The sequence below is a fragment of the Enterobacter sp. GD03975 genome (assembly GCF_029838645.1).
GTDB classification, from domain to species: domain Bacteria; phylum Pseudomonadota; class Gammaproteobacteria; order Enterobacterales; family Enterobacteriaceae; genus Enterobacter; species Enterobacter quasihormaechei.
In genome coordinates this window covers 480,116-503,253 of record NZ_JAOBZC010000001.1, presented here as the reverse complement: position 1 = coordinate 503,253, position 23,138 = coordinate 480,116, and the positions used below count along the sequence as shown (strand labels likewise).

At 56.7% G+C, this 23,138-nt stretch carries 19 protein-coding genes; 14 read left to right on the top strand and 5 right to left on the bottom strand.

What is annotated here, in order from left to right:
• Positions 1 to 70 precede the first annotated feature (70 nt).
• Entirely contained in the window at positions 71 to 985 is a 915-nt protein-coding gene (gene ldcA / locus N5C09_RS02270) for a muramoyltetrapeptide carboxypeptidase (protein ID WP_279748370.1), read from the bottom strand.
• Between the two features lie 107 nt (positions 986 to 1,092).
• Here ldcA and emtA point away from each other — a divergent pair, with 107 nt between their 5' ends.
• The gene (gene emtA / locus N5C09_RS02265) at positions 1,093 to 1,704 is read left to right on the top strand and encodes a membrane-bound lytic murein transglycosylase EmtA (protein WP_063449596.1); all 612 of its coding nucleotides are present in this window, start codon (positions 1,093 to 1,095) and stop codon (positions 1,702 to 1,704) included.
• A 37-nt stretch (positions 1,705 to 1,741) separates the two neighbouring features.
• On the opposite strand, the gene N5C09_RS02260 is transcribed toward emtA, so the two are convergent.
• Positions 1,742 to 2,473: a flagellar brake protein gene (locus tag N5C09_RS02260; protein ID WP_063868503.1), complete on the bottom strand. Its 732-nt coding sequence runs from the start codon at positions 2,471 to 2,473 to the stop codon at positions 1,742 to 1,744.
• A 159-nt stretch (positions 2,474 to 2,632) separates the two neighbouring features.
• Here N5C09_RS02260 and N5C09_RS02255 point away from each other — a divergent pair, with 159 nt between their 5' ends.
• Positions 2,633 to 4,735: a TonB-dependent siderophore receptor gene (locus tag N5C09_RS02255; RefSeq protein WP_279748369.1), complete on the top strand. Its 2,103-nt coding sequence runs from the start codon at positions 2,633 to 2,635 to the stop codon at positions 4,733 to 4,735.
• 84 nt (positions 4,736 to 4,819) lie between these two features.
• Here N5C09_RS02255 and N5C09_RS02250 read toward each other — a convergent pair whose 3' ends face one another.
• The 3 genes from N5C09_RS02250 to N5C09_RS02240 form a co-directional block, all read right to left on the bottom strand.
• Entirely contained in the window at positions 4,820 to 6,502 is a 1,683-nt protein-coding gene (locus N5C09_RS02250; protein ID WP_279748368.1) for an alpha,alpha-trehalase, read from the bottom strand.
• Between the two features lie 232 nt (positions 6,503 to 6,734).
• Positions 6,735 to 7,745 (bottom strand): type I glyceraldehyde-3-phosphate dehydrogenase, encoded by a 1,011-nt coding sequence (gap, locus tag N5C09_RS02245; protein WP_279748367.1) that lies wholly within the window; start codon positions 7,743 to 7,745, stop codon positions 6,735 to 6,737.
• A 78-nt stretch (positions 7,746 to 7,823) separates the two neighbouring features.
• A complete protein-coding gene (locus tag N5C09_RS02240) occupies positions 7,824 to 8,804 on the bottom strand; it encodes a helix-turn-helix domain-containing protein (protein WP_193033872.1) in 981 nt (326 codons plus the stop codon).
• 798 nt (positions 8,805 to 9,602) lie between these two features.
• Here N5C09_RS02240 and N5C09_RS02235 point away from each other — a divergent pair.
• The 12 genes from N5C09_RS02235 (at position 9,603) to N5C09_RS02180 (ending at position 23,068) form a co-directional block, all read left to right on the top strand.
• Positions 9,603 to 10,097, top strand: coding sequence for a hypothetical protein (locus N5C09_RS02235; RefSeq protein WP_107535535.1), 495 nt, complete (start codon positions 9,603 to 9,605; stop codon positions 10,095 to 10,097).
• A 23-nt stretch (positions 10,098 to 10,120) separates the two neighbouring features.
• Entirely contained in the window at positions 10,121 to 10,624 is a 504-nt protein-coding gene (gene tssJ, locus N5C09_RS02230) for a type VI secretion system lipoprotein TssJ (protein WP_063449589.1), read from the top strand.
• A 28-nt stretch (positions 10,625 to 10,652) separates the two neighbouring features.
• Positions 10,653 to 11,996, top strand: a complete 1,344-nt coding sequence (tssK, locus tag N5C09_RS02225; protein WP_131638177.1) for a type VI secretion system baseplate subunit TssK — start codon at positions 10,653 to 10,655, stop codon at positions 11,994 to 11,996.
• Positions 11,997 to 12,013: 17 nt separating this feature from the next.
• On the top strand, positions 12,014 to 13,252 hold the full coding sequence (locus tag N5C09_RS02220; RefSeq protein ID WP_063868511.1) for a DotU family type VI secretion system protein: 1,239 nt from the start codon (positions 12,014 to 12,016) through the stop codon (positions 13,250 to 13,252).
• A gap of 2 nt (positions 13,253 to 13,254) precedes the next feature.
• A complete protein-coding gene (gene tssM, locus N5C09_RS02215) occupies positions 13,255 to 16,875 on the top strand; it encodes a type VI secretion system membrane subunit TssM (RefSeq protein WP_063449586.1) in 3,621 nt (1,206 codons plus the stop codon).
• A gap of 16 nt (positions 16,876 to 16,891) precedes the next feature.
• Positions 16,892 to 17,608: a type VI secretion system-associated protein TagF gene (tagF, locus tag N5C09_RS02210; RefSeq protein WP_279748366.1), complete on the top strand. Its 717-nt coding sequence runs from the start codon at positions 16,892 to 16,894 to the stop codon at positions 17,606 to 17,608.
• An 11-nt stretch (positions 17,609 to 17,619) separates the two neighbouring features.
• A complete protein-coding gene (gene tssA / locus N5C09_RS02205; RefSeq protein ID WP_279748365.1) occupies positions 17,620 to 18,636 on the top strand; it encodes a type VI secretion system protein TssA in 1,017 nt (338 codons plus the stop codon).
• A 75-nt stretch (positions 18,637 to 18,711) separates the two neighbouring features.
• On the top strand, positions 18,712 to 19,236 hold the full coding sequence (gene tssB / locus N5C09_RS02200; protein WP_022648413.1) for a type VI secretion system contractile sheath small subunit: 525 nt from the start codon (positions 18,712 to 18,714) through the stop codon (positions 19,234 to 19,236).
• Positions 19,237 to 19,239: 3 nt separating this feature from the next.
• Entirely contained in the window at positions 19,240 to 20,739 is a 1,500-nt protein-coding gene (gene tssC / locus N5C09_RS02195; RefSeq protein WP_063868514.1) for a type VI secretion system contractile sheath large subunit, read from the top strand.
• A gap of 374 nt (positions 20,740 to 21,113) precedes the next feature.
• Positions 21,114 to 21,596 (top strand): type VI secretion system tube protein Hcp, encoded by a 483-nt coding sequence (locus N5C09_RS02190; protein WP_014884229.1) that lies wholly within the window; start codon positions 21,114 to 21,116, stop codon positions 21,594 to 21,596.
• Between the two features lie 72 nt (positions 21,597 to 21,668).
• Positions 21,669 to 22,658 (top strand): hypothetical protein, encoded by a 990-nt coding sequence (locus N5C09_RS02185; RefSeq protein WP_131638171.1) that lies wholly within the window; start codon positions 21,669 to 21,671, stop codon positions 22,656 to 22,658.
• Positions 22,652 to 23,068 (top strand): hypothetical protein, encoded by a 417-nt coding sequence (locus N5C09_RS02180; protein WP_279748364.1) that lies wholly within the window; start codon positions 22,652 to 22,654, stop codon positions 23,066 to 23,068. The genes N5C09_RS02185 and N5C09_RS02180 overlap by 7 nt, the downstream gene beginning before the upstream one ends.
• Positions 23,069 to 23,138 lie beyond the last annotated feature (70 nt).

Here is a 23,138-nt window from a genome sequence, read left to right as displayed (position 1 = left end):
ACGCTGTTATTAAAACCCTAACATATTAACAACGGTAACAGCGTTTTATTGAGGGGGAATAACGGCTTTTTTATGCCTTTAAGACCGGATGACCGCTGATTGTTAACCGACTGCCTGAATGATCGTGCGTCAGGCGCGCCCGGGCGCCCAGCGGCAGCGTGACGGTTTGCTGCTCATGGCCGAAGTCCAGCCCGGCAATCACCGGAACGTCCAGCCGGGAACGAATGAAATCAATCATCGTCTCGAGGGAGTAGCCCGCATCGTAATCGTTGGGGGCCGATCCGCTAAAACTGCCCAGCACAATGGCCGACTGCCGATCCAGGATCCCGGCGTGATAAAGCTGCAACAGCATGCGTTCGACGCGGAACGGGTGTTCGTTGATATCTTCCAGCACCAGTATGCCGTCCTCAATCTGCGGCAGCCACGGTGTGCCAATTAGCGACACCAGCATCGCGAGGTTCCCGCCCCACAGCTGTCCTTCACATTCCCAGTGCGGTCCGTTGCCTTGCCACCCAACGGTAAAAGTCGGGTTTTGCAGGGCGCGCCAGAAATGTTCCTCGGTAAAAGCATCCAGCTCCGGCGCGCCAAAGTTACCGGCCAGCATCGGGCCGCTAAAGGTAATGACGTTATGCAGTGCCAGCAGGCCGAGCTGGATCGCCGTGAAATCGCTGTGGCCGCAGATCAGCAGCGGATCCTGCTGCTGGCGTGCTGCCAGCCCGGCCCAGTCGATACTCTCCAGCAGCCGGCTCGCACCATATCCGCCGCGCACGGCCAGCACAACGTTGTTTTCGCCTTCCAGCGTCGCCAGGCTGTTGATATCGCTCAGTCTCTGCGCTTCCGTACCGGCAAAACGCTGCATGCGGCGGGGGATAATTGTCTGATTTTCTACCTGATGGCCCCTTTCCAGCAGGCGCTGAACGCCCCGCTGTGCCGCTTCCTGGTTGATGCAGTAGCCCGACGGTGCGATGAGATGAAACTGAGGCATGGCAATTCCTTGCTGAATGAGAAACTAATTGTCTATATCATGCCGCTTAAACGCCGCCTGCTTCAAGGGGCGACGTACCGCGATGACCGGCTATAAGGATAGATGACGTGAAATTGAGATGGTTTGCTTTTTTGATTGTGTTGCTCGCTGGCTGTAGTTCAAAACATGATTATCAAAATCCCCCCTGGAACCCTGACGTGCCGGTGAAGCGGGCCATGCAGTGGATGCCGATCAGCGAACAAGCCGGGAAGGCCTGGGGCGTGAGCCCGCGTCTGATCACGGCAATTATTGCGGTGGAATCCGGCGGCAACCCAACGCTGGTAAGTAAATCGAATGCGGTGGGGCTGATGCAGCTAAAAGCCTCGACGGCGGGAAGGGAGGTCTATCGCTATATGGGCTGGAAGGGACAACCCTCCACCAGCGAGCTGAAAAACCCGGAACGTAATATTTCTATGGGAACCGCCTACCTGAGCATTCTGGAGCACGGCATTCTGAAGGGAATTGAGGATCCGGAAGTGATGCAATACGCGCTGGTGGTGTCGTACGTTAACGGGGCCGGCGCGCTGCTGAGAACCTTCTCCTCCGATCGCAAAGAAGCGATAGAAGAGATTAACGATATGGATAAAGATGAATTCTTCGAACACGTTGTGAAGAACCATCCGTCAGCACAGGCGCCGCGCTATATCTGGAAAGTACAGAAAGCGATGGACGCTATGTAATCCCTTTGTCGGGCGGCTGCACGCTGCCCGACGCCTTTCAGAGCACTTTATTCGCGCGTTCACGCGCTTCACGCTCCAGTGAGAAGATGATGCGCTGGAGTTCGCGCTCGGCGCCTGGCCCAACATTCAGAAAGCGAAAGCTCAGGCGTGGCGTCGTAATGGTCTCGTTTTTGCCGTCCACCACCTTGCGCTCGCTGATGGCAATCAGCTGAGCATCAAACCAGAAGCGTCCCCATCCGCCCATATCCAGCTCGATCTGGCTAAAACGCATACCTTCCACCAGCCCTTCCGGCTTCGGCGTATCCATTAACGCGCCCATGCCGCCCAGCGATAAATCGAACAGGCGAAAGCGGATCTCTTTTTTGTCCGGCATTTTTGCCTTACAGAAGTAGGCCGGGTGAAGCGGGGCGCTGATGCGAAAAAACTCGCGGCGCTGCACGAACCAGAGATTTTCAGGCAACGGCGCGATAAACGCTGGCAAACCCTGGTAGGCGATCGCGGTGAGGCGAGGCAGCACAAACTCAACTTTTGCTCCGTGCGTTTCGGCCATTACCGAAAGATTTTCTGCCTGTAACGCGGCACGGTTTTCATCGCTCTGGCTACCCAGATCCACAATCAGGTGCTCTGCCGTCACGTCCAGGATCTTGCTGATAAACTGACGGGTTGTCCAGTTGATGCGCAGCGGCACCTCACCTTTTTTCAGGTCGCGTAACACCCCTAATACAGCCAGCGGATTTTGTTTCAGGAACTGCTCACTGTAGCTACTCACGCCAGATGGCTCCTCGATAGATGACAGACTGTCTCTGGGTTATCGGCACGCTCGCATGAAACTTAAGACAAACGATCTGTTTTCTCCGCGCATATTGCTTTGCTAATGGAAATGATAATAATTGGCGTTCCCAATATCATCTAATAACAAGACGACACTATGCATACTTCACGTTTGGCGTTATGCGCGTTGGCAGGCGCCGTTACGCTGGCATTGCAGACACAGGCTTTCGCAGAAGAATCCACCATCGTGGTGACAGGAACTGAGCAGGGCGATGCGCTTCCCGGCTGGACCAACAGCGCCACGAAATCAGCCGTAGCGGAAAGTAAAACGCCGCAGGTGATCAACACTATCGCAGCTAAAGAGATCGAGCAGCGGCACGCCGGTTCGGTAAACGAAATCCTGCGCTATGCGCCGGGCGTTTCCACGGAGGTGCGCGGCAGCACTTCTTATATGAGCGAATATAAAATTCGCGGGTTCAACGTTGAGCAGGAGTTCTACAACGGCCTGCAACTTCCCTATAACGTCACGGGTAACACCAAAGCGCGAATCGATCCGCTGTTGATTGAGAGCGTCGATATCCTGAAAGGGCCATCATCCGTGCTTTATGGCGGCGGCTCCCCGGGCGGGCTGGTCAATATCCAGAGTAAAAAGCCGCAGAAAGCGGCGAAAACGGAGCTGGGCTTTAATACCGGCAACCGCAATCTAAAAGAGGGTTATCTGGACTCCACGGGGCAGATCGCGACCAGCGACTGGCACTATCGCCTGCTGGGCAAAGCGACGGAAAGTGACGAACAGGCGCATACCACGCGCTATGAAAACTATCTGGTTGCCCCCTCCGTGACCTGGCAGCCGGACAGCAAAACGCGCCTGACCATTGACGCGCTGGCGCAAAATACGCCGAGCCTGACGCCGTCTGACCCGATGCCGCTGAGCTATCTGCGTTCGAAATACGCCGATCGTCGTGATTACGCCGGCGATGAGTGGAGCGGCTTTAAGCAACGCCAGTGGATGCTGGGCTACAGCTTTGAACATGAGTTTGACAGCGGCTGGGGCTTTAACCAGAAAGCGCGCTATTTTGATGTGGACACCCACCAGCGCAGCGTCTATTCCACCGGGACGGGCAGTGAGGTCTACCAGCTTAACCGCTTCGCCTACACCACGGATGAAGATTTGCAGAGCTTCAACATTGATAACCAGGTCACCCGCACCGTTGCGCTGGGAGACTGGAAGCATCATCTGCTGGCGGGCTTTGACTATCAGAAGCTGAACTCTCACTTCCACTATCGTTACGCCTCGTCCACGCCGGGTATTGATATGCGCAATCCGGATCGCGGGCAGATCGAAAGCAATGCGCTGGGGCTTTATACCGCGCAGAAAAACCGGTTGAGCTATCAGCAGAACGGCTATTACGTGCAGGATCAGGTGGAGTTCGGCGGGCTGAACCTGCTGGCCAGCCTGCGCTATGACGACTACCGTTCGGTCACCACCAACTATCTGCAAAACGGTGACAAAGCCTGGGTATCGCAGGATCGCCTCACCAAACGACTGGGCGCGCTTTATGCCTTCGATAACGGGCTCTCGCCGTTTATCAGCTACTCGGAAGGGTTCGCCCCGGTATCGCCGCAGGGTACGCTGACCGCAAAAGACGTTAAGCCCACCACCAGCAAGCAGGTGGAGGGTGGGGTGAAATACCTGCTGGCGGAATACGCAACCACCTTCACCGCCTCGGTGTTTAACATTCGTCAGAAAAATGTGGTGACCAGCGATCCGGGCTTCCTCAACTACCGCCAGACCGGGGAAGTGGAATCTAAGGGCGCGGAGATCTCAGCCATCAGTCGTCCAACGGAGAACCTGACGCTGATTGCCAACTACGCCTACACCCACGCCATTAACACCGAAGATGACAAATATCAGGGCAAACAGCCAACGCAGGTTCCTGAGAACGCCTTTAACCTTTGGGGGGATTACACCTTTGACAGCACGCCGCTGAGAGGGGTAACGCTGGGGGCCGGCGCGCGCTACACCGGGCCGATGGAAATCTCGCCGGGCAACGACGCAGGCAAGCTGGGCGGGACTACGCAGTACGATCTGGCGGCTTCTTACCGCATGGGCGAACTGGCGCCAGCGCTGGAGGGACTCACGCTGAAGGCGAGCGCGCAGAACGTCACAAACAAAGAAACGCTCACCTGCTATGACGCGACCAATTGCTGGATAGGCCGCGACCGGACCTTCCAGGTTGGGGCAAGCTACAGCTTCTGAAAAAAGCCCGGTAACGCTACCGGGCCACTTTATTGCACGGACCTTCCCCTCGCCTCTTTGGGGAGAGGGTTAGGGTGAGGGGCGCTACTGCGCCGCCTGTTTTGCAGGCGCGACATCATCGTTCGCCGCAGGCTGATTCTCCGGTACGCTGTCGCACGGATTCTCTTTCGGGCAGACCATGTCCAGCATCCTGAGCGTCACGCCGTTACTCCAGCCGAAACCGTCCTGCAACGGATACTCGCCGCCGCCACCGCCGGTACCGGTCGAAGAGACGTCATACTTCTCAACCAGTTTCTTCTCGCGATCGTAGGTATGCTGAACGTTTTTCAGGAAACGCCAGGTTACGTCCATCGCCACCTTTTGCTGACCGTAGTTTTGTAACCCTTCCACCGCTACCCACTGCAACGGCGCCCAGCCGTTCGGCGCATCCCACTGCTGCCCGCTGTTGATGGTGGTGGTAGAGATACCGCCCGGTTTCAACAGGCGCGACGACGCGGCTGCGGCCACCTTATCGGCGCGCTCCTGTGACGCGGCCTTCACGTAAAGCGGGAAGAGGGCCGCAGCCGTAAGCTGATTACGGACTTTCTTCGTTTTCAGATCGTAATCCGCGTACCAGCCCTCTTTATCGTTCCACAGGTGGCTTTCCATGGCTTTCTGGCGCGCGGAGGCCAGCGCGTCGTATTTGCTTGCGCTGGCGCTATCGCCATCTTCCTGGCTGGCGCGGGCCAGCAGTTTCTCCATCTTAAACATCAGCGCATTCAGATCCACCGGCACGATGCTGGTGGTGCGGATGGTATCCAGCTTCTGCGGATCGTCCATCCAGCGGGAGCTGAAATCCCAGCCCGAGGCGGCGGCAGAGCGCAGATCGCGGTAAATCTCCGTGGCCGGACGGTTAGGGTTGTTTTTGGCGGTCGTCACGTCATCCAGCCAGGATTCAGGTCGCGGCGTGTCCCGATCGTCCCAGTAGCGGTTGAGAAGGGCGCCATCGTCCAGCTTCACCACGCGTTTGTTCGCCTGGCCGGGCTGAACTCCCTCTGCTCCCTCCATCCAGTAGGCATACTCTTTCTCCATCTGCGGACGGTATTTCTTTAACGCGTCGCTGTCATGCGTGGCGAGCAGTTCCACCATCAGCGAGAAGAACGGCGGCTGAGAGCGGCTCAGGTAGTAGCTGCGGTTGCCGTTAGGGATATGGCCCCAGGTATCAAGCTCGTAAGCGAAGTTGTCCACCATGTCGCTGATTTTGTCCCAGTGTCCGCTCTCGGCCAGCCCCAGCATGGTGAAATAGCTGTCCCAGTAATAGACTTCGCGGAAGCGTCCTCCCGGCACGACATAGGGTTTTGGCAGGGGCAGGAGGGAGTCCCATTTGTTCGCTTTGTCTGTGGTGCGGGTCAGTACAGGCCACAGACCGTCGATGTGTTCGCGCAGGCTTTGACCTTCCGGAGGAACGTATTTCTCACCCTCCTTCGGCAGGATAAAGTTCATCTCCACGAAGTGGCGCAGGTCAAAACCGGACTGGGTATGCTGCATCCGGTAATCCGCCAGGATCATCAGCGGGTCGCTTTTGGGAACGGCATCCGCGAAGGTTTTCTGATCCGGGAACAGTTTGGCGCTCTGTACGTCATTAAAGAGAGGGCCAAGGAGAATATCCGGTGAGCGTTGCTGGCTCGTTGGCTGGTCTTCAGCATAACCAAATGCGGTAACACCGAGTAGTGCGCCTGCCAGCGCAAGGGGCAAAAAAGCGGGGCGTCGTGCGCGAGGTCTTATCATCGGTTCGTCTCCTGTCTTCACTGAGCAGCGTGACCGCTGTTGTCAATTACCTGAAAACCTTAGACGAATATCGTTAACTTAGCGTGTTGAATATCCCATTTTTCGCATAACCAGACAATTCGGGCGCGCTTTCACCGCACCGGGATCAGATCGATTCCTGAGGCTTTGAGCATTAACGAAATGAAACGGTGACTGACAAGCCGGGTAGGCTTCAGGCCACCCGGCTTAAGCCTTACAACCCTTTCTTATCCATCAGCACCGCCAGATCCACCAGACGGTTCGAGAAACCCCATTCGTTGTCGTACCACGACAGGATCTTCACCATATTCCCGCCAATCACCAGCGTTGATAGCCCGTCGATAATGGATGAGCGCGGGTCGCCCTGATAATCACTGGAGACCAGCGGTTCATCGCTGTAGCCCAGAATGCCTTTCAGCGGCCCGCTGGCGGCAGCCTGACGAAAGGCGTCATTCACCTCTTCGGCGGTCACATTGCGGCTCAGCGTTACCGTCAGATCGACAATCGACACCACCGGAACCGGCACGCGCAGGGAATACCCGGTAAGCTTGCCGTCCAGCTCGGGGATCACTTTCCCGAGCGCTTTTGCCGCGCCGCTGGAGTAGGGCACAATCGATAATGCTGCCGCGCGCGCGCCGCGCAGATCTTTTTCCGGCTGGTCATGCAGCGCCTGGCTGTTGGTGTACGCATGGGTGGTGTTCATCAGCCCGTGCTCAATGCCGAACTGCTGGTGCAGCACCTGCGCCGCCGGTGCCAGCCCGTTAGTGGTGCAGCTCCCGTTACTGACCACGAAATGCTGAGCCGGATCGTACAGCGTGTGGTTCACGCCCATCACCACCGTGAGATCGTCATTTTTAGCCGGCGCGGAAATAATGACGCGTTTTGCGCCGCCGCTCGTGATATGCACCGCCGCTTTTTCACGTTCGGTAAAGAACCCGGTCGCTTCTATTACCACCTCAACGCCTGCGTCTTTCCACGGAATATTTGCCGGGTCGCGTTCACTGAATACGGTGATGCGTTGCCCGTCAACCTGTAGCGCGCCCTCCGCCGCTTCAACAGGCACCGGCAGCGTGCCGAGCAGAGAGTCATATTTCAGCAGATGGGCGAGGGTTTTGCTGTCCGTCAGATCGTTTATGGCCACAATCTGGAGATCCGGGTTGCCCAGCGCCGCGCGCAGAACATTACGTCCGATACGGCCGAAACCGTTAATACCGACCTTAACCATGATGCACTCCTTATCTGTGTTGTCTGAAGTGACTGTAGGCGTCAGGTCGGATGGCGTAAATGACAAAAAAGGATCAGATTACGCCATTTTGCGGCAGTGGAAGCGCTGGCGGTATTCGCCCGGCGTGAGATGAAGCTGCTTTTCAAACACCCGACGCAGGTTAATGCTGGAACCAAACCCGCTTTTTTCGGCAATGACCTCAAGCGGATGCTGGGTCTGCTCCAGAAGCTGGCGGGCGGCGGCCAGGCGCGCTTCAGTGACATAACGGGCCGGTGGTACACCGACGTCACGCGTGAACACGCGGGTAAAATTGCGCGGGCTCATCGCGACCCGTTCAGCCAGCTTTTCGACGCACAAATCTGCGGTAAGGTTTTGCAGGATCCAGCTTTGCAGCTCGCTTACGGGTCCGGTCGCGCCGGACTGCTCCAGATTATAGCGGCTGAACTGTAACTGGCCGCCGGGCCGACGCAGGTACATCACCATATCCTGCGCCACGTTGCGGGCGAGGGTGAAGCCGTAATCGTCTTCCACCAGCGCCAGCGTCAAGTCAAACCCGGAGCTGACGCCGCCGGACGTCCAGACGGGTCCATCCTGAACATAGAGCGGGCCACCCTCAACGTTAACCGCAGGATAGAGCGTTTTCAGCGTATCCAGCAGCCGCCAGTGGGTCGTTGCCCGGCGCCCATCAAGCAGTCCGGCCTGTGCCAGCAGCAACGCTCCGCCGCAAACAGAGGCAACGCGTCGCGCATGCGGCGCGGCAAGGTGCAGCCAGTCCACCACGGCGGTGCTCTCCTGCTCATTTATGCCGCGCCCGGTAATGATGATAGTGTCCAGCGGCTCGCGCGGATCCAGCTCCGGCAGGCGATAGTCCGCCAGCAGGTTTAAACCGGACTGGCCGTGGATCACCAGATGAGGCTGGGTGGTGGCAATAATGATGCGGTAGCGAGGCTGCGCAAGGCCGTCCGGGTGCAGCCGGTTGGCCTGCATCAGAATGTCGGCGATACCGGCGGCTTCAAACAGCATGCCGCCGTCAGGAACGATAATCAGGATCTTCTTCATGTCCTGAAAAGTACCTTTATCACAAAATAAGTCAAGCGGCGGGATGAATGGCCAGGAGGATGTTGGCAGGAAGTAAAAAAAATATGTAGCAATGGTAAAACTTTTAGCGACAGGTATACCGTCAATACCCCTGATTGTGGGGTTAAATGCTTCCTGTTGAACATTAAAAGAACAAAAAGATGTAGCGGGACTTAATTATCAAGGCACAAAAAATAACCCCGAAGGCTAAATTCTCAAAAGTTATTTCGGCACGCGAAATTAATATACTGGTGTTATTTCCCTCTGCCTTGGTTAATGCGTGCACTCGTTAAGAATAAAACTTATCTTTGAAATGCAACAATGTAAATATCCTAAATATATCCCACAGCGCACAGAAAAAATGAAATTCTACTAATTATGGTAGTGGCGATAATAGGTGGCTTACGTTAATGATAGTGGTTCTCTTTTGGGTATTTAATTATTAATTTTCAACAAGATATACGCATTCTCTGACTAAGAAAAAGCAGATTTAAGCTAAGTGCGCATTTTTAATGAGATTAATCCTATAATGCATTGGGCGGATCGTTAAACGCCATTAAGCAGGCGGGAAATATTGAATTGATGGCAAGCTCATGTAAACTTGTCTACCGTTTGTCAAAATATGTCAGGAACACGCTGGGCCTATTTCTGGAGGGCTCGTGCGGTAGCTATGCCCTAAAATAGTTACATGCTGAAAATATTCTGACTATTTTAACAATAGCACCTAAGTCAAATTTTATCCCCTCTCTTCATCCTCTAAATATCGCTACGGAAAAGCATATGAAACTGCGCGTATTGTTATCACTTCTGTTTGTTATGGCGGTGGCGGGCTGTAAGGCGCCGCAGAAACCAGCGATCACCGATGATACGATCGTGACGAGCCAGGTTAATGGCGTCACGCTGACCCACCGTCACGCTGTTACCCCGCCGGCGGAGTTCACTCAGGTGAATGAACCGTATCGTGCCATGTACCCGGCATCCCTGATGAGCCGCCCTGACTACGGCGGAAAGGTGATCCGCACGCTTGAGACCGGCAAAACTTACGTTGTGCTGGGGCAGGTTGAACATTTCTGGATGGCGCTGGCCGATGAAGGGAGTGAACAGCTGATTGGTTACGTGCCGATGCGTGCCGTGATCAAGGCTGACCAGTACGAAGCCACCGTGCGTAAACAGGCGCAGCGCCCTAAAGCGCGCAAGAAAACCACCTGCGTCGATGTCGATGGCAACAGCAAAGCCTGCAAAGACAGCGCGAACGGTACCTGGATCCTGAACTAAACGGGTTTCACGAGCATATTTTTATGAATAATAAAAATTTTCATCGGATGTGGTTCCCATTTTTTGCGTTGATTTTCGCGCTGATCGGTGGTTGTACGTCGTCTTCACACAGCGACCCCTCCCGCTACAATCTACAGTTTCAGGCTCATCCTCAAATCAATGATTCTGCGCCGCTTAAGGTCAGAGTGATGCTGCTGAAATCCGATGCGGATTTCATGTCCAGCGACTTCTACTCCTTACAGAACAACGCGTCAGCCACGCTTGGCGCGAATCTGCTGAACAGCGATGTGTTCTTCCTGATGCCGGGCCAGCTTTCGAAAACCCTGAGCGGTCAAAGCTCGCCGGAAGCGCGCTATATCGGCGTGATGGCGGAATACCAGGCGCTGGACGGCAAAAAATGGCGTGTCTCACTTCCTTTGCCTGTTCCCGGCGAAAACGCGATTTACCAATTCTGGAAATGGTCCGCAGATGAACTCCAGGCCAGCGTCTTCCTTGACGTAAACGGTATCCGGGTCATCAGTCAGTAACGCCCTTCATAACAGGAAAGAGATCATCATGACGAAAGCAGAAAAGGTCGTCTGGACAGAGGGCATGTTCCTGCGTCCCCACCATTTTCAGCGGACAGAACGTTACCTCCTCAACCACGTTCGTGAATGGGGAGCATTGCAGCGATCGTACCTCTGGGGCTTTCTCGACCTTGAGCTGGACGAAGCGATGCTTCGCCAGGGCTGCATTGCCCTGAGCTACTGTAGCGGTTTGCTGCCTGATGGCACGTTTTTCCAGGTTCGCAGCGATCGCAACGGACCAGCCCCGCTAAAAATCCCTGATAACCTCACCAATGAAAAAGTGGTGCTTGCGCTGCCGGTTCGTCGCGGTGGCCGTGAAGAGGTGATTTTCAGCGAGGAGCACGCTTCTCTGGCGCGTTTTATTACCTTTGAGCAAGAGGTGGAAGACGATAACGCCATGTCGGTCGGGGAGGCGACGGTCCAGTTTGGCCGCCTGCGTCTGACCCTGATGCTGGAGAAAGATCTGACGGCAGAGTGGACCGCCATCGGCGTGGCGTTCGTTACCGAAAAGCGCAACGACAACCACGTGCGGCTGGATAACAGCTACATCCCGCCCATGCTGAACGCCAATAACAGCCCGCAGCTGTACGGCATGATCAACGATCTGCACGGCTTGCTGGTGCAGCGTAGCCAGCAGATTGGTGGCCGTCTGCGCCAGCCGGGGCGTTTCAATACGTCCGAGATGGTCGAGTTCACGCTTCTCTCCCTGATCAACCGCCACCTGGGCGACGTCTCGCATTTAAAAACGCTGCCGCTGCTTCACCCGGAAGCGCTCTGGCACAGCTGGCTGCCGTTTGCCACGGAACTCGCCACCTGGACGTCGCAGCGTACCGCAGAGAGCATCCTGCCGGTATACGACCATGACGATCTCGCCGCTTGCTTCAGCAAACTGATGCTGATGCTGCGTCAGGGGCTGTCGCTGGTCATGGAAGATCATGCCATTCAGCTGCCGCTGCACGAACGCTCTCACGGACTGAACATCGCCACCGTGCCGGAGACCAGCATGGTTCGCGAGTTTGGCTTCGTGCTGGCGGTAAAAGCCAACGTCCCGGGCGAACACCTGCAAACCCATTTCCCTGCCCAGATGAAGGTTGCGCCAGTCTCAAAAATTCGCGATCTGGTTCAGCTTCAGCTGCCGGGCATCATGCTGCGGGCCATGCCCGTCGCACCGCCGCAGATCCCGTGGCATGCGGGCTACAGCTATTTCGAGCTCGAGAGGGGCAGCGAGCTGTGGCACGAGATGGACAAGTCCGGGGCATTCGCGCTGCATCTCGCAGGGGAATTCCCGGGTCTCGATATGGAGTTCTGGGCCATCCGTAGCCCGACAGAATAATAAAGCGAGCGCTTAATATGCAGGAACGACAGGATACCGGCAGCGATGCCGTGTTTACCGGAGCCAGTGGGAATAATCAGCTGGTGGCGGCCGCCAATCCGCTGCTCAATGCGATTCCGCAAATCCGTCATTCGGTTTCCCACGACGATCAGGTCGGGCTGCGCCAGCGCCTGATCGACGAAATTCGCCGATTCGAAGTGCGGTGCCAGCAGGCGGGCTTACCGTATGAAGTGATTGTCGGCGCGCGCTACTGCCTCTGCACGGCGCTGGACGAAGCCGCCGCCCTGACCCCCTGGGGAAGCAGCGGCGTCTGGTCAAGCAACGGCCTGCTGGTGACGTTTCATAACGAAACCTGGGGCGGCGAGAAGTTTTTCCAGCTGCTGGCGCGTCTGTCTCAGAATCCGCGTGAACACATTCTGCTGCTGGAGATGATCAACTACTGTCTGCTGCTCGGCTTTGAAGGGCGCTACCGCGTGCTGGACAATGGCCGCACCCAGCTGGAAACCATCAAACAGCGTCTGTGGCAAATGATCCGCGGCGTGCGCGGCAGCTACCCGCCGCCACTCTCCCCGCATCCGGAAGATCGCCCCGTGCTGCGCAAGCTCTGGCGGCCAATGATTCCTCTCTGGGCGTGCGTGGCGCTGGTGGGCTTTATCGCCTGCCTGTTCTATATCGTCCTCAACTGGCGCCTGGGCGATAACACCAGCCCGGTGCTGGCGAAGATTTACCAGTCCCAGCTGCCGGAAACCACTATCCAGCAGCCTGCGCGTCAGATGCCGGCGGTGCTGAACCTGCGCGGTTTCCTCAAACCTGAAATTGAGGCCGGTCTGGTGGCCGTGAAGGATGAGGCGGATCGCAGCGTAGTGATCCTGAAAGGGGACGGACTGTTTGCTTCGGCCTCAACCGTGGTGCGCGATCGCTATGAGCCGGTCATCGACCGCATCGCCCAGGCGATGAATAACGTCAGCGGCAAAATTCTGGTGGTGGGGTACAGCGACAACGTGCCGATCCGCAGCGCCCGCTTCGCCTCCAACTATGAACTCTCGCTTGAGCGCGCCCGCTCGGTGCAAAAACAGCTACAGGGCAGCCTGTCCCAGCCTGAGCGCGTCAAAGCCGAAGGGCGGGGCGAGATCAACCCGGTAGCGCCTAACACGACGCCTGAGAATCGCGCCCGTAACCGCCGCGTGGAAATTACGCTGCTGGTGTCGCCTGACAATACCCAGGCCGAGCTGAACGGATTGCCGCAAGGAAACTAAGGATGCTGACTACTCTACTTTCTATACTGACCAATCGCATTCTGTGGAGCTTCCTGGGCGTAACGGCGCTCGCGGCGGTGATCTGGATGATTGGCCCGCTGTTGTCCATCGTGGATACCCGGCCTCTTGAATCCGAGCAGAACCGCGTCATCAGCATTGCTGTGGTCTACCTGATTTGGGCCCAGAGCCACATTCTGCCCCGGCTGTATAACGCCTGGCTGAACCGCAAGCTGATGGACAAGCTCAACGAAAACACCACCAGCCCGGAAGCGGCCGATCCGCAGAAACGTCTGAACAGCGAGGAGCAGATCCTTGCCGGGCGTTTCGACGAAGCCGCCCAGATGCTGAAAAAAGCCCACTTCAGCAAAGCGGGGCACGGCGCGCAGTGGACGCAGCGCTTCAGCACCCAGTACCTCTATCAACTGCCGTGGTACGTCATTATTGGCGCACCGGGTTCCGGTAAAACCACCGCGCTGGCTAACTCCGGGCTGCAATTCCCGCTGGCGGACCGCTTCGGTAAAACCGCGCTGCGCGGCATTGGCGGCACGCGCAACTGCGACTGGTGGTTCACCAACGAGGCGGTGCTGCTGGATACCGCGGGGCGCTACACCACTCAGGAGAGCGAGCAGGTTCAGGACGCCGGCGAGTGGCTGGAATTTATCAACCTGCTGCGTAAATACCGCCGCCGCCAGCCCATCAACGGCGTGATTATCACCATCAGTATTTCCGACCTGCTTTCGCAGTCCGCGGAGGCCTCCCGCCAGCAGGCGGTGAACCTGCGCCAGCGTCTCTCCGAGCTGCACGAACAGCTGGGCATTCGCTTCCCGGTGTACGTGATGGTCACCAAGGCGGACCTGCTTAAAGGCTTCCGCGCCTGGTTTGCGGATTACGACAAAGCCCAGCGCGATCAGATCTGGGGCTTTACCCTGCCGTGGGAGCAGACCAAACACGCCGATTACGACCTGATGGGCAACTTCCAGCAGGAGTTTTCCCTGCTGCAACAGCGTCTGGATGCCGGCCTGCCGGAAACCATGCTGAAAGAGCACGATGCAAAAGCCCGTGCGGAAGCTTATCTCTTCCCGCAGGAGTTCGCCGCGCTGCGCCCGCTGCTGGCGGACTACCTGAGCACGGTCTTTGCGCGCTCAAATTTCGAAACCGAATTTTCCCCGCGCGGCATCTACTTCGCCAGCGGCACCCAGGAAGGCATGCCGTTTGACCGCGTGATGGGCGAGCTGAACCGCGCGCTCTCGCTGCCGGAAGGGGGCGAAAGCGACCGCTGGGACTCGGTGAGTAAAGAAGCGCCGATCCCGGGGGCGAAAGGTCAGAGTTTCTTCATTAAAAACCTGCTGCAAAACGTCATTTTCCAGGAGGCGGGCATCGCCGGCGAAAACCGCTGGTGGGAACTGCGCAACCGCGCCGTGATGTGGTCCGGCTATGCGGCGCTGCTGGCCCTGCTGGTGATCCTGGGCGGCCTGTGGCTGACCAGCTACGCCAAAAATAAAGCCTATCTGGAAGAGGTGGATGCAAAAGTGCCGGGGCTGGAGCAGCAGAGCAAGGCGCTGCAAAACCAGCCTCAGCGCGATCTGTTTGCGCTTCTGCCGCTGCTTAACAGCCTGGTGGATCTGCCGAAAAGCGAGGCCTTTGACGTTAACGATCCGCCGGTTTCACGCCGCATGGGGCTTTATCGCGGAGATGACGTCAGCGATGCCTCGCAATCGCTGTATCAGAAAGCGCTGGATCAGATGCTGCTGCCCGCCGTGGCGATGCACATAACCACCTGGCTGCGCAACGACAACGGCAGCGACGTGGAGTACAGCTATGAGGCGCTGAAGGCCTATCAGATGCTCTACCAGCCGAAGCATTACGACGGCAAATTCCTGCACTCGTGGGTGATGCTCAACCTGCAACGTAACCTGCCGCAGAACGTGACGCAGGCAGAGCTTCAGGAGCTGGAGTGGCACCTGACGCAGCTGCTGGAACCGAAAATTCAGGCTTCACCGTATGCCCAGGATGAGGATCTGGTGGCCCGCGAGAGGGCGCTTATCAACCAGCAGCCGCTCTCCACCCGCGTGTACGGACGCCTGAAGCGTCTGCTGGAGCATGATGAAAACCTGAAGCCGGTTTCGCTTTCAGATCTCGGCGGCCCGCAGAGCGAGCTGGTGTTTTCCCGTAAAAGCGGCAAGCCGGTGAGTGAGGGCGTGCCGGGGCTCTATACGCCGGACGGCTACTGGAAAAGTTTTAACGACCAGATCGACAGCGTGACCACCGCCCTGCACGAAGATGATGCCTGGGTTCTGGGGGCGACCACCGCTCAGGAAGATAAACAGCAGATCGACAACGCCGTGCGTCAGCTTTACATGCGCGACTTCATCGTCAACTGGGATCGCTTTCTCGCGGACATACAGCTCAACAACAGCGCCGATCTTTCCCAGCGCATCAACACCGCGCGCTTGCTTTCAGGCACCAACTCGCCGCTGCGCCGCCTGGTGCTCAACCTGAGCAAGGTGCTGACGCTGTCGCGCACTGCGCCTGCGCCGGAGGATGCGCAGAAGGCGGAAGAGCAAAGCAACCGCGCCACCCGTACGCTGGAAGCGCTGTTCAGCAACGGTGACAACGCTCCAACGCAGGGCGCGGTCGTAACGCAGGCGCCCGAGCAGCTGGTGACCGACCACTATGCGCCGATGATTGAGCTGGCGCAGCCGCTGGAGAAGGGCGGTAAGACCATCGTCTTTGATGATTTTCTCAAGCAGGTTGACGAGCTTTATCGCTACCTGACAGCCGTTCAGGATGCAGCAAACAGCGGTATGCCCGCCCCGGGCGGCGATGCCATCAGCCGCCTGCAAGCCAGCGCGGGCCGTCTGCCGGGCGGGCTGCAAACCATGTTCAGTAATATGGCCGTGGGCGCCAGCAGCGATACCCAGCGTCGCGATCTGGAGAACGTGCGTAAGCGCATCAACGTGGAAGTGGGCGGGTTCTGCCGTCAGGCGATTGCCGGGCGTTACCCGCTGGTGCGTAGCGCCAGCACCGAAGTGACGCCGGACGATCTTGCCCGCATGTTCGCGCCGGGCACCGGGCTGATGGACACCTTCTTTCGCGACAACCTGACCAACAAGGTGGACACCACCCAGGCGAACTGGCGTTTTATGCCGGGTATCGACGGCAAAACGCTGCCGGGCAGCGAAGGGCTGCTGCGTCCGTTCCAGCAGGCGCAGTCCATCCGCGACGCCTTCTTTGCCAACGGCGCGACCACGCCATCCTTTAAGGTCACGGTGCGCACCGTGCGGATGGATAACACTATTCTGAACCTCACGCTGGACGTGGACGGTCAGCTGCTGCGCTACAGCCACGGTCCGCAGGCGGTGCAAATCATGAACTGGCCGGGGCCGGGCGGGACGAACCAGGTGCGTATGCAGCTCGGTCTGGCAAACGGCAGCACCGCAACGCTGGTAACCAACGGTTCATGGGCGCTCAACCGCTTTTTCGACAAGGCGCGCACCAGCCCTGGCGCGGGTAGCCTGAGCCGTCAGGCCACCTTCAACGTCGACGGACATCAGGTCACGCTGGAGTTTGCGCCGAACAGCATCCGCAACCCGTTCCAGCTTCCCCGTTTTTCATGCCCATAACCGCAAGGACAGCCGTATGACGAATACCCCTGCGATGAACCGCTACAGCTGGTATGGCAAATTACCCAGCGCCGGAGATTTTTTGCAGCGTCGCTTTCCGGATACCCTGCAACGCCAGTGGTCGCACTGGTTCCAGGTCGGCCTGCTGGCCTGGAACCAGGAAGAGCAGCGCAGCGGCGAGCGCCCGTTTTCTAAAGCCCCGGTGTGGAATTTTGTCGTCCCCCCGATGCTCGGCAGCCAGATGATTCAGATGGGCTGCCTGCTGCCGGGCCGTGACAGCGTGGGCCGCCACTATCCGGTCTGTATTCAGCTAAGCTTTACGCCGGCCGAGTGGTCGTCCCGCCTGCTCGGGCAGGCCGAAAGCTGGTACCAGCAGCTGGGGCGTCTGGGACTGCACGCGGTGCGTAACAGCTATTCTGCCTCCCAGCTGGATGACATGCTGATGACCATCCCGGCGCCACAGCCGGTAGAGCCGCAAAAGCGTTCCGACATTCTCGACGTGATTGGCTATGACGACGATGGTCAGAACACCCTGGGCTGGCCGCAGGCGGCAGAGTGTTTCGATCCGCTGCGCCAGACCAGCTACTGGTGGACGAACCGCTGCGACGGCTACCCGCTCTACACCCACGTGCACAGCGGAAACTTCACCGGGCAGCTCTTTACGCTGCTGTTCGATCCGGCAGGCGGCGCCCGACCGGGCCGCCACGGGCTTTACCCGCCTATGTTTGAATAAGCAGGGACCTTATGAATATCGATGAATTTCTCGCGCCGATAAGCCCCGACAACCCCTGCGGTGAAAACCTGGAGTACGACGCCGATTTCCAGGCGATGAACCAGGCAAGCCAGGGCAAAGCCGAGCAGCAGTTTGGCGACACCATCATCCCGGCAGAGCCCGCAGACTGGAACACCGTTGAAAAGCTCGCCACCGGCCTGCTGACCCGCACCAAAGATCTTCGCGTGCTGCTGGCGCTCACCCATGCCTGGACGCGTCGCCGCGGGCTGGCAGGCTACGCCGACGGGCTGCTGCTGGTGCAGGAAGCGTTGTCCCGCTACTGGGAACAACTCTATCCGCTGCTGGAAGAGTATGGCGAAACCGATCCGTTCTACCGCATCAACGCCCTCGCCGGGCTGAGTGATAAATCCGACCTGACCGTCGCGGTGCGCAACGCCTCGCTGCTGCGCTCAAACGGCGATGAAATTTCGCTGCGCGACGCGCAGGCGCTGCTCGACGGCAGCAAAACCGAATGCCCGGACTACCCCGGCGGTCGCCCGAGGCTGATTGACGAGCTGGCGCACGGCGACCAGCCCGGCACCGCGGCGGTTATCGTGATCAACGAGCGCCTGCTGGCTATCCGCGAACTGCTTACCGGCTATCTCGGCGAAAGCGGCGTGCCGGAGATGGAACAACTGCTGAAAACCGTCGGGCTGGTTTCCAGCGCCTGTCAGGTGACCGATATCAGCAAGCTGCTGCCAAACCGTGACGCGCAGGCTGAACCGCACGCCGAGCCACAGCAGGTGGCCGCCCAGCCCGTCCAGCAGGTGACGGACTGGCGCAGCGTGCAGGTGACCAGCCGCGCCGACGCGCAGCTGATGCTGGAAAAAGCGAAGCAGTATTTTGCTCAGTACGAACCAAGCCATCCCGCACCGCTGATGATTGAACGGGTGCAGCGGCTGTCTGAACTCAACTTTATGGACATTATTCGCGACCTGGCGCCGGACGGCGTTAACCAACTGGAAAACATCTTTGGACGCCGCGAATGACGCGTCCTGGCATTATGACGACAGGCATGGAGTCTGCCGTTTCACCTTCACCGCGCATCTTTGATGGAGAACATCATGGCAATGAGTAACAGTGGACAGAAATTCATCGCACGCAACCGTGCTCCCCGCGTGCAGATCGAGTACGACGTAGAGATCTACGGTGCAGAACGCAAAATTCAGCTGCCGTTTGTGATGGGCGTTATGGCCGATCTGGTTGGCAAGCCGGTGGAAAACCTGCCAGCCGTCGACGAGCGTAAATTCCTGGAAATCGACATCGATAACTTCGACGAACGCATGAAGGCGCTGAAGCCGCGCGTGGCGTTCCAGGTAGATAACACCCTGACCGGCGAAGGTAAGCTCAACGTCGATCTGACCTTCGACAGCATGGATGACTTCCTGCCGGACGCGGTGGCCCGCAAAGTTGAGCCGCTGAACAAGCTGCTGGAGGCGCGCACCCAGCTCTCTAACCTGCTGACCTATATGGACGGCAAAAACGGCGCGGAAGAGCTGATTGCAAAAATCCTTCAGGATCCGACGCTGCTCAAATCCCTGAGCCAGATGCCAAAAAATGACGAAAGTGCGAAAGGTAGCGAGGAATAATCGATGAGCAACCAGACTCAACAACACGATCAACAGGCGGGTCAGGCGTTCAGCCAGGACGAGTTCAGCGCGCTGCTGAATAAAGAGTTTCGTCCGAAAACCGACCAGGCGCGCTCCGCCGTTGAAAGCGCGGTAAAAACCCTGGCGCAGCAGGCGCTGGAAAATACCGTCACCTTCTCTAACGACACCTACCGCACCATTCAGAACCTGATTGCCGGTATCGACGAGCAGCTCTCGCAGCAGGTGAACCAGATCATTCACCACGATGAATTCCAGAAGCTGGAAAGCGCCTGGCGCGGCCTGAGCTACCTGGTCAACAACACCGAAACCGACGAGATGCTGAAGATCCGCTTTATGAGCATCTCCAAGCAGGAGCTGGGCCGCACCCTGAAGCGCTACAAGGGCGTGGGCTGGGACCAGAGCCCGATTTTCAAAAAAATCTACGAGCAGGAGTACGGCCAGTTTGGCGGCGAGCCGTTTGGCTGCATCGTCGGGGACTACTACTTCGACCACAGCCCGCAGGACGTTGAGCTGCTGGGCGAGATGGCGCGCATCGGCTCTGCCGCCCACTGTCCGTTCATCACCGGCACCGCGCCGGGCGTGATGCAGATGGAATCCTGGCAGGAGCTGGCTAACCCGCGCGATCTGACCAAGATCTTCCAGAACACCGAATATGCCGCCTGGCGTTCCCTGCGTGAATCCGAAGATGCCCGCTATCTGGGGCTGGTGATGCCGCGCTTCCTGTCGCGTCTGCCGTACGGCATTCGCACCAACCCGGTGGACAGCTTCGATTTTGAAGAGCAGACCGACGGCGCGAACCACAACAGCTACTCGTGGGCGAACGCGGCCTATGCGATGGCCGCGAACATCAACCGCTCCTTCAAAGAGTACGGCTGGTGTACCTCGATTCGTGGCGTGGAGTCCGGCGGGGCGGTGGAAAACCTGCCGTGCCATACCTTCCCGAGCGATGACGGCGGCGTGGACATGAAGTGTCCGACCGAGATCGCCATCAGCGACCGTCGTGAAGCCGAGCTGGCGAAAAACGGCTTTATGCCGCTGGTGCATCGTAAAAACTCCGACTTTGCCGCCTTCATCGGGGCGCAGTCCCTGCAAAAACCGGCCGAGTACCACGATCCTGACGCTACCGCGAACGCGCGTCTGGCCTCCCGTCTGCCGTACCTGTTTGCCTGCTGCCGCTTTGCCCACTACCTGAAGTGCATCGTGCGCGACAAAATCGGCTCCTTCCGCGAGCGCGAAGAGATGGAGCGCTGGCTGAACGACTGGGTAATGAACTACGTCGACGGCGACCCGGCGAACTCCTCTCAGGAGACCAAGTCCCGTAAACCGCTGGCGGCTGCGGAAGTGCAGGTGCAGGAAATCGAAGACAACCCGGGCTACTACGCCGCGAAGTTCTTCCTGCGCCCGCACTACCAGCTGGAAGGTCTGACCGTTTCCCTGCGTCTGGTATCTAAACTGCCGTCGCTGAAGACGAAAGATGCGTAAGAGCGTCAGCCTGCTGACAACGTGCGTTTTGTGAGTTTCGCCCGGCGGCGCTACGCTTGCACGGGCCTACGATGAAGCGTGCAATTTATTGATATCGTTGCGCAATGTAGGCCGGGTAAGCAAAGCGCCACCCGGCAAGAAAGACGGCTAAATTGTTAATCCTGTCCTTAACAGGTTCCACAATAACGCACGGTAATAAAGACTTCACATTCATTCCGTTATTTCGGGGGAATGTAAGACTGTCAAATGACACGGGTCGTTTGATATGAGGCAGAGGTAAAATATGGACGGTTTTATTCAGCCCCATGCTTTCCTGTTTGCCATATAAGGGCTTTTTCGAAAGCAATATTGTTCATCCACGAAGAGTAGATATTATGGCTATTGATATGTTTCTGAAGGTCGAGGGTGTTACGGGCGAATCTAAAGATTCTAACCACACCGGCTGGACTGACATTACCTCCTTCTCCTGGGGCGCGTCCCAGCCAGGTAATATGAGTGTGGGTGGTGGTGGTGGTGCCGGTAAGGTTAACTTTAACGATCTGCACGTTAACGCTCTGATCGACAAGTCCACTACAGCAATCCTGAAACACTGCGCAAGCGGTAAGCACCTGACCAAAGTTGAACTGTCCGTCTGCAAAGCGGGTGGTCAGCAGGTTGAATACACCCGCATCACCCTGGAAGACGTTCTCGTGACTTCCGTTCAGTACACCGGTGCAGACAACGGCGATACCGTTGGCGTGACCTATGCATTCCAGGCTGCGAAAGTGAAACAGCAGTACTGGGAGCAGACCACTGCCGGTGGTAAAGGTGCTGAAAGCAGCGCTGGCTGGAACATCAAAGAAAACAAAGAAGCGTAATTGCGCATATGGCCGGGGAGATATCCCCGGTCATTATTCGGAAGGCTTAATTTATTTTTTAGAGAATGAATTATGAGCGTAAAATCAATGATTTCCCCGGGTTATTGCGTTGTGCAGCAGGCGGGGACATTAGATTTCCAGGCCAGACTTCTGTTCAGTAAACCTGATAGTGAAGCGGCGCGTTACTTTATGCAAATCAACAGGGATACAGCATGGTTGAAGCCAGGGCAAATATTAATTCTTAATACCCCCGGTGCTGAGAATACTGTTCAGCTAAAACAATTACAAAATGCAAAGCAAAAGGTTAATGGTGCCCTGTCAGAGCTAAATACAGATGAGGCCAATTTCTTTAATAAACATTTTAATACCATCGCAGCATTAACAAATTTTATGGATAAATCCCTCGGGGTGGTTGCTGATGCGGGTGAAAGGTACTTTAGCGAAATAGAAAAGAAATTAAAAGCTATTGAGTTGGCTTATCAAAATCAATACAGAACGCAAGGGACGTTGATCGGGCAGCAGTTTTTTGTTGAGAGACAAAAACTTTTTTCTGAGCTGGACGTTTTATTAAATAAGCTTTCCAGACTAACGCTGAAACTGAAACCTTATGAAGAAATCAAGCACGCTTTAGGTTTATCAAGCAGGTCGATTGTCCACGAATGGAGTACCGCAGGTGTTGCCTCGATACGAGGGTATTCAACATATGTAGACAATGCATCAAAAGCTGCCCGTTACCTGAAAATGGGAGGATGGCTTGCTATCGGCTTCGCTGGTGCAAACACAACCAATGAAGTTTATGATGCCTGTACAGTAGGTAGAGAGCAGAATTGCTCTAAAGTCGCCGTTAAGAAGTACAGTCAATTCGGTGCAAGTCTTGCGGGCGGGATTTATGGCGGAAAATATGGAGCCATGGCTGGCGCTGGCGTATGTGTTGCATTGGGAGTGGCAACAGGTGGTGTAGGGTTGCTCGCATGTTCCGTGGTAGGCGCCGCTGCGGGTGGATACGTTGGTGGCGAAGTAGCCGGTGGAGCAACGGAATATGTAATGGATAAACTATGGTGAATGTAGAAAATATTCTTTTATTTCTGATCGTAGTTTTATTCTTAATTGTCGTAATCATGGATCTCGCTAGTTCTCGTTATTTTAAAAGACACGAAACTGAATATAATCTACTTCTTTCAGAATATAGGCAAAAAGGCTACGATCTCGATCTGGTGACAAATACCGCATCATTTTTTGGTTCGCTGGCGAATTATCAAAAAATAATCTGGTTTGTTCGTCTTCGCAAAGGCGTGAAGATGAAGTTTACCAAAGACAGAAATGTTCAGGATGATGCCTATAAATTCGTTCAGGCTTTACCGGAAGAGAGAATTGGCTGGATATTAAAACTGCATCGACACTATAAAATTCAGGCCTTGTTTTTTACACTATGGCTGCTTATCGGCATTATTTTCCTGAATTTAGTCAAATAGCACTAATCAGTTCTTAACCCCCAAACCCCGCCGTTCTCACCCCCGAGAGCGGCAGCGTTTGAGCGCTAAT

What these genes read in the sequence shown, in the direction of transcription:
- ldcA (WP_279748370.1), bottom strand. Translation starts at nt 985, where the DNA reads ATGCCTCAGTTTCATCTCATCGCACCGTCGGGCTACTGCATCAACCAG.
- N5C09_RS02255 (WP_279748369.1), top strand. Translation starts at nt 2,633, where the DNA reads ATGCATACTTCACGTTTGGCGTTATGCGCGTTGGCAGGCGCCGTTACG.
- N5C09_RS02250 (WP_279748368.1), bottom strand. Translation starts at nt 6,502, where the DNA reads ATGATAAGACCTCGCGCACGACGCCCCGCTTTTTTGCCCCTTGCGCTG.
- gap (WP_279748367.1), bottom strand. Translation starts at nt 7,745, where the DNA reads ATGGTTAAGGTCGGTATTAACGGTTTCGGCCGTATCGGACGTAATGTT.
- N5C09_RS02240 (WP_193033872.1), bottom strand. Translation starts at nt 8,804, where the DNA reads ATGAAGAAGATCCTGATTATCGTTCCTGACGGCGGCATGCTGTTTGAA.
- N5C09_RS02235 (WP_107535535.1), top strand. Translation starts at nt 9,603, where the DNA reads ATGAAACTGCGCGTATTGTTATCACTTCTGTTTGTTATGGCGGTGGCG.
- tssJ (WP_063449589.1), top strand. Translation starts at nt 10,121, where the DNA reads ATGAATAATAAAAATTTTCATCGGATGTGGTTCCCATTTTTTGCGTTG.
- tssK (WP_131638177.1), top strand. Translation starts at nt 10,653, where the DNA reads ATGACGAAAGCAGAAAAGGTCGTCTGGACAGAGGGCATGTTCCTGCGT.
- N5C09_RS02220 (WP_063868511.1), top strand. Translation starts at nt 12,014, where the DNA reads ATGCAGGAACGACAGGATACCGGCAGCGATGCCGTGTTTACCGGAGCC.
- tssM (WP_063449586.1), top strand. Translation starts at nt 13,255, where the DNA reads ATGCTGACTACTCTACTTTCTATACTGACCAATCGCATTCTGTGGAGC.
- tagF (WP_279748366.1), top strand. Translation starts at nt 16,892, where the DNA reads ATGACGAATACCCCTGCGATGAACCGCTACAGCTGGTATGGCAAATTA.
- tssA (WP_279748365.1), top strand. Translation starts at nt 17,620, where the DNA reads ATGAATATCGATGAATTTCTCGCGCCGATAAGCCCCGACAACCCCTGC.
- tssB (WP_022648413.1), top strand. Translation starts at nt 18,712, where the DNA reads ATGGCAATGAGTAACAGTGGACAGAAATTCATCGCACGCAACCGTGCT.
- tssC (WP_063868514.1), top strand. Translation starts at nt 19,240, where the DNA reads ATGAGCAACCAGACTCAACAACACGATCAACAGGCGGGTCAGGCGTTC.
- N5C09_RS02190 (WP_014884229.1), top strand. Translation starts at nt 21,114, where the DNA reads ATGGCTATTGATATGTTTCTGAAGGTCGAGGGTGTTACGGGCGAATCT.
- N5C09_RS02185 (WP_131638171.1), top strand. Translation starts at nt 21,669, where the DNA reads ATGAGCGTAAAATCAATGATTTCCCCGGGTTATTGCGTTGTGCAGCAG.
- N5C09_RS02180 (WP_279748364.1), top strand. Translation starts at nt 22,652, where the DNA reads ATGGTGAATGTAGAAAATATTCTTTTATTTCTGATCGTAGTTTTATTC.